General features: G+C 71.6%; 14 protein-coding genes. 3 read left to right on the top strand and 11 right to left on the bottom strand.

The window, feature by feature from the left end:
- Positions 1 to 768: an SDR family oxidoreductase gene (locus tag BM339_RS11120; RefSeq protein WP_021598627.1), complete on the bottom strand. Its 768-nt coding sequence runs from the start codon at positions 766 to 768 to the stop codon at positions 1 to 3.
- Between the two features lie 202 nt (positions 769 to 970).
- Between BM339_RS11120 and BM339_RS11115 the strand changes: the two genes are divergently transcribed.
- Both BM339_RS11115 and BM339_RS11110 read left to right on the top strand, forming a co-directional pair.
- Entirely contained in the window at positions 971 to 1420 is a 450-nt protein-coding gene (locus BM339_RS11115) for a Zn-ribbon domain-containing OB-fold protein (RefSeq protein WP_075020790.1), read from the top strand.
- Positions 1421 to 1496: 76 nt separating this feature from the next.
- Entirely contained in the window at positions 1497 to 2654 is a 1158-nt protein-coding gene (locus BM339_RS11110) for a lipid-transfer protein (protein ID WP_075020789.1), read from the top strand.
- Here the strand turns inward: BM339_RS11110 and BM339_RS11105 are convergent, their stop codons facing one another.
- The 10 genes from BM339_RS11105 to BM339_RS11060 form a co-directional block, all read right to left on the bottom strand.
- Positions 2655 to 4262 carry a serine/threonine-protein kinase gene (locus BM339_RS11105; protein ID WP_075020788.1) on the bottom strand — a complete coding sequence of 536 codons (1608 nt, stop codon included), beginning with the start codon at positions 4260 to 4262 and terminating at the stop codon, positions 2655 to 2657.
- 268 nt (positions 4263 to 4530) lie between these two features.
- Positions 4531 to 5094 carry a dihydrofolate reductase family protein gene (locus BM339_RS11100; RefSeq protein ID WP_075020787.1) on the bottom strand — a complete coding sequence of 188 codons (564 nt, stop codon included), beginning with the start codon at positions 5092 to 5094 and terminating at the stop codon, positions 4531 to 4533.
- Between the two features lies 1 nt (position 5095).
- Positions 5096 to 5911, bottom strand: coding sequence for an alpha/beta fold hydrolase (locus BM339_RS11095; protein WP_075020786.1), 816 nt, complete (start codon positions 5909 to 5911; stop codon positions 5096 to 5098).
- Between the two features lie 48 nt (positions 5912 to 5959).
- Complete coding sequence (locus BM339_RS11090) at positions 5960 to 6682, bottom strand: helix-turn-helix domain-containing protein (protein WP_021597503.1); 723 nt, start codon at positions 6680 to 6682, stop codon at positions 5960 to 5962.
- A 28-nt stretch (positions 6683 to 6710) separates the two neighbouring features.
- On the bottom strand, positions 6711 to 7181 hold the full coding sequence (locus tag BM339_RS11085) for a MarR family winged helix-turn-helix transcriptional regulator (protein WP_021597504.1): 471 nt from the start codon (positions 7179 to 7181) through the stop codon (positions 6711 to 6713).
- Positions 7182 to 7442: 261 nt separating this feature from the next.
- Positions 7443 to 9011 (bottom strand): acyl-CoA synthetase, encoded by a 1569-nt coding sequence (locus BM339_RS11080; protein ID WP_021597505.1) that lies wholly within the window; start codon positions 9009 to 9011, stop codon positions 7443 to 7445.
- 28 nt (positions 9012 to 9039) lie between these two features.
- On the bottom strand, positions 9040 to 10197 hold the full coding sequence (locus BM339_RS11075) for a thiolase domain-containing protein (RefSeq protein WP_021597506.1): 1158 nt from the start codon (positions 10195 to 10197) through the stop codon (positions 9040 to 9042).
- Complete coding sequence (locus tag BM339_RS11070) at positions 10190 to 11227, bottom strand: thiolase domain-containing protein (RefSeq protein WP_021597507.1); 1038 nt, start codon at positions 11225 to 11227, stop codon at positions 10190 to 10192. The genes BM339_RS11075 and BM339_RS11070 overlap by 8 nt, the downstream gene beginning before the upstream one ends.
- Positions 11227 to 12183, bottom strand: coding sequence for a Zn-ribbon domain-containing OB-fold protein (locus BM339_RS11065; protein WP_021597508.1), 957 nt, complete (start codon positions 12181 to 12183; stop codon positions 11227 to 11229). The genes BM339_RS11070 and BM339_RS11065 overlap by 1 nt, the downstream gene beginning before the upstream one ends.
- On the bottom strand, positions 12173 to 13732 hold the full coding sequence (locus BM339_RS11060; RefSeq protein WP_075020785.1) for an acyl-CoA synthetase: 1560 nt from the start codon (positions 13730 to 13732) through the stop codon (positions 12173 to 12175). The genes BM339_RS11065 and BM339_RS11060 overlap by 11 nt, the downstream gene beginning before the upstream one ends.
- Before the next feature lie 156 nt (positions 13733 to 13888).
- Between BM339_RS11060 and BM339_RS11055 the strand changes: the two genes are divergently transcribed.
- Positions 13889 to 14701 (top strand): crotonase/enoyl-CoA hydratase family protein, encoded by an 813-nt coding sequence (locus tag BM339_RS11055; RefSeq protein ID WP_177287668.1) that lies wholly within the window; start codon positions 13889 to 13891, stop codon positions 14699 to 14701.
- The last annotated feature ends 35 nt before the right edge of the window (positions 14702 to 14736 follow it).

Below are 14736 nucleotides of genomic sequence, written 5' to 3'. Positions count from 1 at the left end.
CTAGGCGACCGAGGGGCGGATGGTGGCGCCGCCGTCCACGACGAGCGTCTGCCCGGTCATCCAGGACGAGGCGTCGCCCGCGAGGAAGACCGCCGCGTTCGCGATGTCCTCGGGCTCGCCGAGCCGGCCGAGCGGCATGTGCTTGCTGATCTCCGCCTCGTTCGGTTCCCACAGGGCGCGGGCGAGGTGCGTCTTGACCAGGCCGGGCGCGATGCAGTTCACGCGGACCTTCGGCGCCAGCTCCATCGCGAACTGCCGGCTCAGGTGGATCACGGCGGCCTTGGTGGCGTTGTAGTAGCCGATGCCGTGCTCGGTGATCATGCCGCCGACGGAGGCGATGTTGATGATCGCACCGCCCCGCTCGGCGAGCGACGCCCGCAGCGCGAGCTGCGTCCACTGGACGATCGCGAACTGGTTGACCTCGACGGTCTTCGCGGCGGCGGCGGGCTCGATGTCGGCCATCGGGCCGAAGTAGGGGTTGGTGCCCGCGTTGTTGACCAGGACGTCGAGGCCGCCGAACTCGGCGACGGCCGCGTCCACGCAGGCGGCGGCCTCGTCGGCATGACCCACGTGCGCGGCCTTGGCGAGGACGCGCACGTCCGGGTACGCAGTGCCGATCTCCTTGGCGACCTCGTCCAGCGCCTCCTGCTTGCGGGAGGAGAGGACGACGTTGGCGCCCTCGGCGGCGAACGCGGTCGCGATCGCCTTCCCGATCCCCCTGGAGGCCCCGGTGACCAGGGCCGTCCTTCCCTGCAGTCCAGTCCGCATCCGCGCGCTCCCTACTGTTCGCACCCTGTGGGCGGCTTGGCAGAATCCGACTCGGTCACTGTATCGAAGTGACTGACGAGTCAGTTAGCTCGGGGGCCGGGGAGCCGCCCGTCCCGCTCACCGGACGCGTCCCGCTCCGAACGGTCGCTTGGTTGTTACGCTGCGCCCGGTTGGAGACGGCGGGAGATCAGGGAGGGGCCGCGTGACCACGACCAAGGAGCGTCGTCCGGCGATCGAGGGCTGGTTCACCACCGGGGACGGCGGCGTCCGGCTCCTGGGCACCCGCTGCTCGTCCTGCGGAACGCCGTACTTCCCGCGCAACGAGCTCGCCTGCCGCAACCCCGGCTGCACCGGCCCGAAGGACGGCTCCGAGCTGGAGCCGTACACGCTGTCCGGACGCGGGCGCGTCTGGTCGTACGCCGACTCCCGCTACAAACCGCCGCCCCCGTACGTCTCCCCCGACCCGTTCGTCCCGTACACCGTCGCGGCCGTCGAGCTCGAAGCCGAGCGCATGGTCGTCCTCGGCCAGGTCGCCCCCGGCCACACCGTCGACGACCTCACCGTCGGCATGGAGATGGAACTGACCGAAGGCACCCTCTACGAGGACGACGAAGCCGAATACACCGTCTGGATGTGGAGGCCCGTCAGATGAGCGCCGCGAAAGGGCGGCCCCGCATAGCGAGCGGAGCGAGCCAGTGAATAGGGACATAGCCGTTCTCGGTGCCGGGATGCATCCGTGGGGGAAGTGGGGACGCAACTTCGTCGAGTACGGGCTGGCGGCGGCGCGGGGCGCGCTGGCCGACGCGGGGCTCGCGTGGTCGGACGTCCAGTACGTGGCGGGCGCGGACACCATCCGGAACGGGTACCCCGGGTTCATCGCCGGCGCGACGTTCGCGCAGGCGCTCGGCTGGTCGGGCGCGCGGGTGTCCAGCTGCTACGCGGCGTGCGCCTCGGGGGCGCAGGCCATCAGCTCGGCGCGCGCGCAGATCCTCGCGGGCCTGTGCGACGTCGCGCTGGTCGTCGGCGCCGACGCGGCCCCGAAGGGCTTCTTCAAGCCCGTCGGCGGCGACCGCCCGGACGACCCCGACTGGCTGCGGTTCCGCCTTCTGGGCGCGACCAACCCGATCTACTTCGCCCTGTACGCGCGCCGCCGGATGGCCATGTACGGCGCGACGCTGGACGACTTCGCCGCCGTGAAGGTGAAGAACGCCCGGCACGGCCTGGCGAACCCGAACGCCCGGTACCGCAAGGAGGTGACGGCGGAGGACGTCCGCGAGTCCGCCGTGGTCGCCGACCCGCTGCGGCTGCTCGACATCTGCGCGACCAGCGACGGCGGCGCGGCGCTCGTCCTGACGTCGATGGAGTTCGCGCGGCGGCACGGGATCGCCGATCCCGTCCGGATCCCGGCGGTGTCGACGGTGACGCCGACGTTCCCGAAGACCGTCCTGGACCTGCCCGACTTCGCCACGGACTCGGCGATGGCGGTGCCCGAGCCCGAGCGCCCGTTCCGGTCCGCGATCGCGGACGCCGCCTACGAGGAGGCGGGCATCGGCCCCGAGGACCTGTCGTTCGCCGAGGTCTACGACCTGTCCACGGCCCTTGAGCTGGACTGGTGCGAGGACATCGGGCTCTGCGAGCCGGGCGGCGCCGAGGAGCTGCTCCGGTCGGGCGCGACGGCGCTCGGCGGGCGCGTCCCGGTGAACCCGAGCGGCGGGCTCGCGTCCTTCGGCGAGGCCATCCCGGCGCAGGCGATCGCGCAGGTGTGCGAGCTGACCTGGCAGCTGCGCGGTCAGGCCGAGGGCCGCCAGGTCGAGAACGCGCGGGCCGGGATCGCCGTGAACCAGGGCCTCTTCGGCCACGGTTCCGCCCTCATCGCCGTCCGGTGATCACGCGACGGTGAACCCGTCGCACGCCATGAAGTACGCGTCGCCGTTGGGGTGCACATGCATCCAGATGACGGTCCAGACGCCCTTCACCAGCGGGTACGTGCCGTTGCCGGAGCCCTCCCACTGGAAGTCGGCCGGGTAGCGGAGGTTCACGTCCTCATTGTTCCTCGGCACCAGGTGCGGCTTGCTCTTGACCACGCCGGTCACGCCGTTGCCCTGCTGTTCCGCCGGCGGGCGTATCTCCGCGGCCACGTAGTAGCCGGACGGTTTCGCGTACTTGAAGCGCATGCTGAGATCCACGGTCTTCCCGGTGACCGGCCGGCGCGGCGCGGACCTCTGCAGGTCGTTGGCGAGGGCCTGGTCCTCGGGCCGGACCGCCGGCAGGCAGGTGAAGTCCTTCACGGAGAACCGCGTGGTCTGGTAGTCCGTGGTCGGCTGCTTCACGAGGATCACGTCCGGCGGGCGGCCTCCCGGGCCGGGGGTCCGGGGCGGCGCCGTGGACGCGCCGCCGCCCGCGCCCTGACCGCCCTGCGCACCGCCCCCGTCGGCCGAGCCGGTGCCGCCCTTGGTAGCGCCCGGGTCGTCGCCGTCGAGGGCGAACCGCGCGACGAGCGCGCCCCCAAGGACGACGGCGGCCACCGCGGCGCCCGCGGCGATGACGGCGGCGCTCGACTGTCCGCGCCCCGCACCGGGCCCCGTCCTGGTGTGCTCCGGCGGGACGAGCCCGGACGCGGCGGCGTCCGCGACGCTGGCGGGCATCGGCCGCGGGACGCCCACCACCCGCTGGTAGAAGGGGTCGCCCGTGACGGGACCCGAGGGCGCGGCCAACTGGAGGAGCCGCTCCAGCGTGATCCGGTCGGCGGGGTCACGCTCCGCGCAGGGCCGGACCAGGTCGGCGACGCGCGAATCGACCCCGTCCAGGTCGATCTCGCCGTCGAGGGTGCGGTGGATGATCGCCTCGATGCGCCCGCCGCCGAACGGCGGGCGTCCCGTGGCGGCGTAGGCGATCGTCCCGGCGAGGGAGAACACGTCCGACGCGGGCCGCGGCTGCTGCTCCCGGACGACCTCGGGCGCGACGTAGCCGGGGGTGCCGTTCCACGCGCCGGTCTGGGTGATCTGCGTCTGGCCCTCGCCGCGGGCGATGCCGAAGTCGATCAGCCGCGGCCCGTCCGGGGCGAGGATCACGTTGCCCGGTTTGAGGTCGCGGTGCTGGACGTTCTGCCGGTGGATCTCCAGCAGCCCCTGCGCGAGGGCGCCGAGCAGCCGCACGCAGGTCTCCGGGGGCAGCGGCCCGTGCTCGGCGACGGCCTGCCGGAGCGTCGGCCCGGGGACGTACTCGGTGGCCAGCCAGTACGGCGGCGCCTCCAGCCCCGCGCCGACCATCGCGGCGGCGAACCGGCTGCGCACCCGCTCGACGGTCGCGACCTCGCGCCGGAAGCGGGCGAGCGCCTGCGGCCCCTCGAAGTCCTCCCGGATCACCTTGATGGCGACGTGCCGACCGCCGCCGGTCAGCCCGAGGTAGACCTGCCCCATGCCGCCGGCGCCGAGGCGGGCCAGGAGGGGGTAGCCGCCGATCCCCGCGGGATCCTCTGGACGGAGTGGTTCCACGGGACAGATGATCTCACTCCGCGGAGGCGGGCACGCACCGCTCGTCGCGACCGACGGGACGGACGGGTGTGACGCAAATCACGTCGCTGACACTGTGTGACCGGCGGCGTAGAGGTGACGTGTCTGGTGTCACCGCCTGAGCTGCAGACTCCGGGGACGGCCGCCGCGGCCGGGGGGACCGCCGCGGCCGTCCCCGGGCCCCACCCGACCGGTTCCGGGGTAGGCGGGGGCCGCCCCGGAACCGTCGGCTTCCTCGCTCTTGGATTCGTCAGCGGGTGCGTTCGTGGATGGTCACCAGGACGCCTTCGCCGTATCGCGTCGCCTCGCGCAGGGTCCAGTTGGTCTTGTCGGGCGTCTCCGTCCAGAGCTTGCGGCCGTGGCCGAGGATCACGGGGATCCACATGAGGTGGATCTCGTCGACCAGGTCGCCCGCGAGCAGCCCCTGGACGAGCCGGATGCTGCCGGGCACGGAGATCTCGCCGTCGACGTCCTGCTTGAGCCGGGTGACCTCCTTGGCCAGGTCGCCCGAGAGCACCGACGTGTTGTTCCAGGCGGGGTCGGTGAGCGTGCTCGAGACGACGTACTTCGGCATGCCGTTGTACTTGTCGGCGAGCTCGCCCTCGTACTCCGGCCAGGCGGAGGCGAAGCCCTCGTAGGTCTCGCGGCCCAGCAGCAGCGCCGCCGACGCGAGCGCCTCGTCGGTCTTGAACTGCTCGCCGTCGGGGCCGCGGTCGACCTCGAAGCTCCAGTCCGGATACTTGAAGTCCTCGCCGCCGGGCGCCTCGACGACGCCGTCCAGCGAGATGAACTCGGTCACCACGATCTTTCCCATGTCAGGCTCCTTGGATGAATTCGCGCAGGGCGGGGGCGAGGACGTCGGCGGTCGTGCCGTGGTTCTCTCCAGGGACCGCCGTCAGCGCGGCGGTCGGCAGGTGGGCGGCGACGGCCTTCGCGCCGGCGGCGAGGTGCGGCCAGGTGTCGCGGCCGTAGAGCACGAGCACCGGGACGCGGACGCCGGACCACAGGTCGGCGCGGAGCGGCTTGCCGGACATGGTGTCCCCGACGTTCCGGCCGTCGTAGGCGATCGTCGGCGCGATCGCCTCCAGGCCCGGCCAGAAGTCGCTCCCGCGCATCTCGGCGACGGCGTCCTCGGGCATGCCCGCGGCGGCGGTCATGAACAGGGCCACGGCGTCCCCCGGACGGCCCTCGGCCACGGCCGCGTCGAGCCGCTCGACGTAGTCGGCGGGCAGCGGCGGGGCGCTGTCGTCGACGATGACCGGCGGCTCCCAAAGCACCAGGCGCGCGACCGGAACGCCGGCCTGGACGGCGTTGAGGGCGAGGAGGCCGCCGGACGACCAGCCGAACACCGTCGCCGGACGGCCGCCGCCCGCCCCCTCGATGATCGCGGCGAGGTCCTCGAACTCGCGCTCGACCGCGTAGGGCGCGGTGTCGCCGCTCTCCCCGCGCCCCCGCCGGTCATAGTTGATCACCTGGAACTCGCCGGCGAGCAGCTCCGCCGTCTGGGCGTTCTCCGGGGTGGTGGCGCGATACGCGGTCGCGCCGTCGATGAGGACGATCGGATCACCGTCGCCCCACGCCGTGTAGGCGATGGTGGTGCCGTCCGCCGAGGTGACAGTGCCCTGGACCATGACGTCGCGCCTTTCTGGTGTCGGTTTCCGCCGCGATCGGCACCGACACTAGGGACGCGAGTCGCCCTCCGGCTTGTACAGAAGCGACAGGGGCTCGCCCGCTTCGTCGCGTCCCTGCAACTGCGTCGCGGTACGGCCGATGAACCGCCGCAGCGACCTGGCCAGGTGCGGCTGGTCGTAGTAGCCGAGCCGGTGCACGACCTCCAGGGCGGGCACGCCCTCCGCGAGCAGCACCGCCGCGTGCCGGGCGCGGTCGATCTGCCGGATCGCGCCCTGGGTCAGGCCCGTGGCGGTGGCGACGCGCCGCTGGACGGACCGGGTTCCGACCTTGGCGATGCCGCCCCACACGACCTCGTCCACCAGCGGGTCGCGGGTGAGCACGCCCGCTCGCACGATCTCGCGGACGAAGTCCTCCGCGCTCTCGTAACCGGGGATCTCCCATTCCTCGCCGCGCAGGACGAAGCGGCGCGCCCCGACGTGCGGGCTCTCCACCTCGGCGTCGACGAGCCGGGTGACCGGCAGGTGCGGCATCGACGTGCCGTGCGCGAAGGTGATCCCGAACGACTCCGAGTCCCCGGCCAGCTCGACGGCCGTCGCGGTCGTCTCCGGTCCCCGGACGGCGGCGTGCAGGGTGCCCTCGTCGTTCCAGAAGACGAGCTCCCAGTTGGACGTCGCGACGGACGTCAGGCTCCCGGATCCGCTCGCGCGCCCGCGCCAGACACGCGCGATGTACGGCGAGTCGGACCCGCGGTGATCGCTCTCGATCGGCATGGCGCGGCATCCCTTCCCCGACCGCAGGCTACGGGAGCTTGCGGATCTCCTCGATGACCGCGGGCATGACCGCGTTGTTGTGGCGGATCCAGTCGAGGAGGAGGGCGACCTGGTCGTCGGTGTAGCTCGCGAGGCGCTCGTTGAAGGCGCGGGCGATCGGCTCGAAGTAGCGGGCGAAGTGGGCGACGTTCTCCTCGACGAGCTCGACGATCACGCGCCGCCGGTCGTCGGGGTCGCGGGTGCGGCGGACGTACCCGGCGCGCTCCAGCCGGTCGATCACGGCCGTGATGGCGCCGCCCGTCGTGATGCCCATGAGCTGGGCGAGCTGGCCCGGCGTCTGCGGCCCGTCCAGCGTCAGCGCGTTCACGCACTGCGCGTCGGTGACGTTCATGCCCGCCTTGCTCGCGGTGGCATGGTGCAGCAGCACCGTGTACACCGTGCTGCGCTGCATCGCCATCTGCAGCTCGCCCGCCATCCGCTCGCGCTCCGGGGTCGACACGCCCTGACTCTCCCCTATTTCTCTCAGATAGAGAGGCTCACTTCAAGAGCGACTCTGTGAGGGGAGTCTATCGACCCCGCGGCGACCGGGACCACCCGGTGTGGCGCAGGCAACGCACCGGGTTGATGAACCCCGTCTGAGCAGCCACTACGATGAATTTGTTAGGACCACTAACAGAGGTCCGCTCCTGGCCCCGAATCCCACGAAGGTTCGGGGCCGACCTCTTCGACCGCTCTCCGTCCGCTCTCCGTCCTGCGGCGCCTACCGCACCTCCTGCGCCACCTGCTTCGCCCAGCGGTAGTCCGCCTTGCCCGCCGGCGACCGCTTCATCTCCGCGACGAACGCGTACACGCGCGGCACCTTGTACCCCGACAGCTGCTTGCGGCAGTGCGCGTCCAGGTCCTCGGTGGACGGCTCCTCCCCGGACGGCTGGACCACCGCCGCGACGCGGTTGCCCCAGCGCTCGTCCGGAATGCCCGTCACGACCGCGTCGTAGACGCCCGGATGCCCCTTGAGGACGGCCTCGACCTCCTCGGGGAACACCTTCTCGCCGCCGGTGTTGATGGTCTGCGACCCGCGCCCGTACACGGCGATCGACCCGTCCTCGTCCACGGTGGCGATGTCGCCGGTGAGCAGCCAGCGCTTCCCGTCCACCACGGGGAACGTCTTCGCGGTCTTCTCCGGGTCGTTGTAGTAGCCCTGCGCGATGTGCCCGGTGCGGGCGACCTGGCCGATGACGCCCGACCCCGGCTTGACCGGCTGGAGCGCGTCGTCCAGGACGGTCACGTTCTCCACGTCCGGCGCGAACCGCAGCCCCTTCTCCGGGCTCGACCCGGCGACCGCCTCGGCCGTCGAGCCCGACTCGGTCGAGCCGAACCGGTCCATGATCATCACGTTCGGCAGCAGCTTCTGGATCCGGTCGCGGACCGTCCCGGTGAAGATCGCGCCCGTGGAGACGTAGGCGAACAGCGAGGAGGTGTCGTAGTCCCCGCGCGCCAGCTCGTCGGCCATCGGGATCGCCATCGCGTCCCCCGTGACCGTCACCGAGTTGACCTTCTCGCGCTCGATCGTCCGCCACACGTCGGCGGCGTCGAACTTGCGCGTGTAGACGAGCGTCGCGCCCATGAACCAGGCGATCCACGTGCCCACCTGCGCGGCGCCGTGCATCAGCGGCGCGACCGGCATCATGATCAGCGGCCCGCCGTTGCGCGCGTTCTCGACGATGTCCTCCGGCTTGGACGGGCGCGGCAGCGACGGGTTCCAGAACCCGAGCAGGATCTGCTCGGCCGACCACATGACGCCCTTCGGCATCCCGGTCGTCCCGCCCGTGTAGATGATGTAGAGGTCGTCCTTGGAGCGCGCCGGGAAGTCCCGCGTCCCGTCGGCCTCCTTCACCGCCTCGTCGTAGGAGACCGCCCCGGGGATGGACGGCGTGCCGCCCACCGCGATGAGGTGCCGCAGCTCCGGCACCTCCGGGACCGTCGCCGCGACCCGGTCCTCGAACTCCACGTCGTACAGGAGCGCGACGCTGTCGGAGTCCCGGTACACGTAGAGCAGCTCGCTCTCCACGTACCGGTAGTTGACGTTGATGGGCACGGCCCGGATCTTCAGCGTGGCCAGCAGCGCCGCCGCGTACTCGATGCCGTTGTAGAGCTGGGCGGCGACGTGCTGGCCGGGCCGGACGCCCGCGTCCAGCAGATGGTGCGCGAGGCGGTTCGCGTGCTCGTCCAGCTCGGCGTAGGTGAGCCGCCGGTCGCCGCATATCAGGGCGGTCCGGTCCCCGATCGCGTCCGCGACACCCTCGAACAGGTCAGCGTGGTTGTACTCCATCGGGCGTCCCTTCCGGCGTCTGGGGGGATCAGGGTCTGTCGCTGCCGACGATCCACATCGCGAAGAACTGGGCGCCGCCGCCATAGGCGTGGCCGAGCGCCCGCCGGGCGCCGTCCACCTGGTGCTCGCCCGCCCGGCCGCGCACCTGCAGCGCCGCCTCGGCGAACCGGATCATCCCGGACGCGCCGATCGGGTTGGACGACAGCACGCCGCCCGAGGCGTTCCACGGGATGTCGCCGTCCAGCGCCGTCGCGCCGGCCTCGGTGAGCTTCCAGCCCTCGTTGTCGCCGCAGAACCCGAGGTTCTCCAGCCACATCGGCTCGTACCAGGAGAACGGGACGTACACCTCGGCGCAGTCGAGCTCGTTCCGCGGGTCGGTGATGCCGGCCTGGCGGTACACGTCGGCCGCCGCGTCCTTGCCGCCCTGCGGGTTCACCGTGTCACGGCCCGCGAACTGCATCGGCTCCGACCGCATCGACGTGCCGTGCACCCACGCGGGCGGGTGCGGGGCCTTCTTCGCCGCGTCCTCCGACGCCAGCACCATCGCGCACGCGCCGTCCGACGACGGGCACGTCTCCAGGTAGCGGATCGGCTCCCACAGCATCGGGGTCGACTCGACCATCTCCCGGGAGATGCCGGGGATCTTCAGGTGCGCGTACGGGTTCTTCAGCGCGTTCTGCCGGTCCTTGACCGCGACGAGCATTCCGATGTGGTCGGGGGCGCCCGACCTGCGCATGTAGGCGCGGATGTGCGGGGCGAAGTACCCGCCCGCGCCGACGACGAGGGACGTGGTGAACGGCCCGTTCACCGTCAGCGCCCACGTCGCGTTGGACTCCGACTGCTTCTCCCACGCGAGCGTGAGGACCCGCTCGTGCACCCCGGACTGGATCAGGTTCGCCGCGACGATCGCCGTGGACCCGCCCACCGAGCCGGCCGTGTGCACCCGCAGCAGCGGCTTGCCGGTCGCGCCCAGCGCGTCCGCCAGGAAGAGTTCCGGCATCACCACGCCCTCGAACAGGTCGGGCGCCTTGCCGACGACGACGGCGTCGATGTCCTTCCAGGTCAGCCCGGCGTCGTCGAGGGCGCGGCGGGCCGCCTCGCGGACCAGGCCCGCCATCGACACGTCCGGCCGCCGGGTCTTGTACTCGGTCTGCCCGATGCCGATGACCGCACAGGACTTAGCCATTCTTCTCTCCCGACAGGACGCACACGAGGTTCTGCTGGAGGCAGGGGCCGGACGCGGCGTGCCCGAGCGTCCGGGACGCCGTCCCGTCGTGGATGCGGGACGCGGCCTCGCCGATGCGGATGAGGCCCGCCGCCATCACCGGGTTCGCCGACAGCGCCCCGCCGGACGGGTTGACCGCCACGCCGTCGCCCAGGCCGAGCGCCTCGCGCAGGATCAGCTCCTCGTGGCTGAACTGCGCGTGCAGCTCCGCCACCTCGATCCCGGTCGCGCCGGCCCGCTCCCCCGCGACGCGGGCGGCCTCCGAGCGGGTCAGGTCGCGCACGCCCAGCGCGTGCGGCTCGGTGCGGTGGTCGATGCCGGTGATCCACGCCGGCCGCTCGCACAGCTCCCGCGCCCGGTCGCCGGCCGCGAGGACGACCGCCGCGGCCCCGTCGGTGATCGGCGCGACGTCGTAGGGGCGCAGCGGCGCCACGTCGTAGTCGTCGCCCTCGGGCTCCGGCAGGTGCAGCGCGAACGGGTTGTCGCGGCCGGAGGCTCGGGACCGGGCCGCGACCGCGCGGAGGTCGTCCTCCTTCACGCCCGACTTGTCCATGTACGCACGGGCCTGCATGGCCGCCATCGACACCTGGTCGACCCCGAGCGGCGCCAGGTGGTACGGGTCGAGCTGCTGGCTCATGATCGCGCGGAGGTCGCCCTGGGACGACTTGCCGAACCCGTAGACGAGCGCGGTGTCGACCTGCCCGATCTGGAGCTTCACCCACGCCTCGTACAGCGCCCACGCGCCGTCCATCTCGACGTGGCTCTCGGAGATCGGCGGCCACGCGCCGAGCGTGTCGAGCGCGGAGACGAAGGCGAACGGCGCCCCCTGGAGGTAGTCGCACGAGCCCGAGCAGGTGAACCCGAAGCGCGACAGCCCGGTCCGCTCCTTGATCTCCGTGATCACCGGCAGGACGATCTCGGTCTCCGCGATCCCCTGGTCCTCGGCGGTGTGCCGGCTCTGCGCGAACGCGACGACTGCGACATCACGCATCACATGAAGTCCTTGATCTCTTCGAAGGGGACGTCGGGCTCGTCGATCGGCTCGAACCACTTGATGTTGGCCATCGACCGGTCCCACTCCTCGCGCGGACGCCACGCCGCCTTCACCCGCATGCCCATCCGCACCTGGTCGGCGGGGATGCCCGCGACGAGCGTCAGCATCGTCAGCCCGGCCCCGTCCAGCAGGACGTAGCCGGACACGAACGGCACCTCGGGCGCGCGCGGGTCGGGGATGTTGTTGACCGCGAAGGTGGTGACGGTGCCGGTGTCGGGCAGCTCCACCTCCTCGGAGGTGGGGACGCCGTCGCGCGGGCAGAACCCCTTCATCGGCACGATGACCTTCTCGCACACGGGGCAGCGGTGCCCGATGATCCGGCCCTCGGAGATCCCCTCCAGGAACCGGCCGAGCGCCCGGCCGCCCTTCAGCCGGTACTCCAGCGAGGCCTGCGGGTTGATCATGGTGACCTCGGGCAGGAAGCACTCGATGTCGCCGATCGTCCCGGTCCGCTCCGCGCGGTACTTGGGCCGCACCCGCATCCCGGTCCTCAGAAACTTCGGCGGCTTCGCGCCCACCTCGAAGACGCCGAGGTCGAGCGCGTGCAGCAGCGCGGTGTCGGCGCCGTCCGGGCGGACCAGCGCCCACGCGAACGGGCGGTCGAACGGGTGCTCCTTGGCCGGGCGCGGCACCCACGACCAGGTGGTGACGGTCCCGGCGGGGCCGACCTCGACGAACTCGCCGGTGACGTCCTCGCCGGTCTCGGGGTCGCACTCCTGCGGCGGGACGAGCACCCGGCCGCCCGCCGTGCGGACGCCGACCATCCGGCCGTCGCGCAGCTCGCTGAGGAAGCGCCCGATCACCGGGCCGACCGAGCGGGTGTAGCCGCCAGGGAACCCGATGACGTGGTTCGGTTCGTCCGGCCCCGGGGTCGATGGCCCGTTAGATGGCACTGTCGCGGTCCTTCCAGTACGGGTCGCGCAGCTTGCGCTTGAGGAGCTTGCCGTTGGGCTCGCGCGGCATCGTCTCGATGAAGTCGATGGACCTCGGCCACTTCATCTTGGCGAGCCGCCCCTCCAGCGACGCGAGGATCTCCTCCGCGAGCTCCGGGCCGGGCGCGACGCCCTCGGCGGGCTCGACGACCGCCTTGATCTGCTCGCCCCACTCCTCGTCCGGGATGCCGAACACGGCCACGTCCCCGACCTTCGGATGCAGGATGATCTCGTTCTCGATCTCGGCCGGGTAGATGTTCGCGCCGCCCGAGATGATCATGTCGGCCTTGCGGTCGGACAGGAACAGGAACCCGTCCTCGGTCAGGTAGCCGATGTCGCCGACGGTGAAGAAGTCCTTGAGCCGGTTCTTCTCCGTCTTCTCCCGGTCGCCCTTGTACTCGAACTCGACGCCGGCCATCTTCATGTAGATCGTGCCGTGCGTCCCGGCCGGGACCGGGTCGCCGTCGTCGTCCACGATCAGCAGCTCGCTGATCGGCCAGGCGTTGCCGACCGTTCCGGGGTGGGCGCGCCAGTCGGCCGGGCTGGCGATCGTCCCGCCGCCCTCGGTCGCCGCGTAGTACTCCCAGATGCAGTCGCCCCACCATTCGAGCATCTGCTGCTTGATCGGCACCGGGCAGGGCGCCGCCGCGTGGATCGCCCACTTCATGCTGGACACGTCGTACCGGGACCGGACGTCCTCGGGCAGCGCCAGCAGGCGCTTGAAGTGCGTCGGCACCATGTGGGTATTGCTCACACGGTGCTCTTGGATCATGCTCAGGGTGTCTTCGGCGTCCCACCTGTCCATGTAGACGATCGTGTGGCCCATGTGGAGGGCGGTGCCGCCGAACTGGGTGACCGCCGTGTGGTAGTTCGGCGAGGTGATCAGATGGGCTTGGTGCTCGCCCCCGGCCGGGAGTCCCGGCGGGATGCCGAACAGGCCGAGCAGGAACGTCATCAGCTCGGCGCTGTCGTCGGGGTCGATGTGCATCAAGGCCCGCCTGACGCCCTTCGGCCGGCCCGTCGTCCCGGACGTGTAGTGCATGGTGGCGCCGTTGCTGCGGTCGTCGGGAAGGCCGTCGGGCTGCCCCTCGACCAGCTCGGCGTAGGGGCGGAAGCCCTCGACGTCCCCGAAGCCGAACCGGCGGTGCGCCTCGATCTCCTCGCCGGCCCGCACGCCCTCCTTGGCGTAGCGCTCGTGCACGAAGAACGCCTTGGCCTCGCTGTCGGCCACGATGTAGCCGATCTCCGGGCCGGTCAGGTGCCAGTTGATCGGCGTGTAGTACCAGCCCGCCTGGAGCGCCGCCAGGTACAGCACGAGCCCCTCGACGCCGTTCGGGACGAGGCCGCAGATGCCGTCGCCCTTCTCCAGTCCCAGCGCGCGCAGCCCGTGGACGAGCCGGTTCGAGCGGGCCAGCAGGTCACCCGCGGTGTGCTTCGTCCCGTCCGGATCGACGGCGGCTGCCCACTCGGGATCGGCCTGCGCCAACCGCCAAAAGCCCAATGACCCCATCGGATCTCCCTATGTGACCGCTCTGAGCACCGGCGTCCGCAGCGGCGCCCGGCGAGCAAAGTAGATCACGTTCTCGTTTTGGAGTTCAACCCCTACCGGTAGGGCAACGGCTTAACTAGAATCTGTTCTCGTTTGACATCTGAGCTGGAGGAACCCATGGCGGAACGACTGCCGATCAGCACCGAGCACTGCATCGTCGAGCGGGACGGGCACGTCGTCATCGTCACGATGAACCGCCCGGAGGCGCGCAACGCGCTCAGCTCCTCGATGCTGGTCGGTCTCGCCGACGCCTGGGCCTTCATCTCCGACACCCCCGAGGTGCGGGCCGGCATCCTCACCGGGGCCGAGGGGACGTTCTGCGCCGGCGCCGACCTGAAGGCCATGGGCCGGCAGCCGTCGGACCCCAAGGTTCAGGAGCGCATGGCGCAGATTCCGAACTTCCACTGGAAGGGCCTGCTCCGCGAAGGCCGGCCCACCAAACCGCTCATCTGCGCCATCGAGGGCTACGCGGTGGCCGGCGGCACCGAGCTGCTCGTCGGCACCGACCTGCGCGTGGTCGCCGAGGGCGCCACCCTCGGCCTGTACGAGGCCAAGCGCGGCCTGTTCCCCATGGGCGGCTCCGCGATCCGGCTCCCCCGCCAGATCGGGTACGCCAACGCGATGGACATCCTGCTCACCGCCCGCTCGGTGACCCCGCGGGAGGCCCTCGCCATGGGGCTGATCAACAAGATCGTCCCGGACGGCACCGCGCTCGCCGCCGCCCGCGAGCTCGCCGACCAGATCGCCGAGTGCGGGCCCCTCGCCGTCCAGGGCATCCTGCGCACCTACCGCGAGACCGAGCACCTCTCCGAGGAGGACGCCCTCAAGATCTCCGACGAGATCGGCTGGCCCGTCATCGGCTCCGAGGACGCCAAGGAGGGCTCCCGGGCCTTCAAGGAGAAGCGTCCCCCCGTCTACCACGGCAAGTGACCCCGCGCCGAGGCACCGGCACGCGCGCTCCCGGC

The organism is Actinomadura madurae (assembly GCF_900115095.1).
GTDB classification, from domain to species: Bacteria; Actinomycetota; Actinomycetes; order Streptosporangiales; family Streptosporangiaceae; genus Spirillospora; species Spirillospora madurae.
Note: the sequence above shows the minus strand (reverse complement) of the source record. Positions and strands in the feature narration are given on the sequence as shown.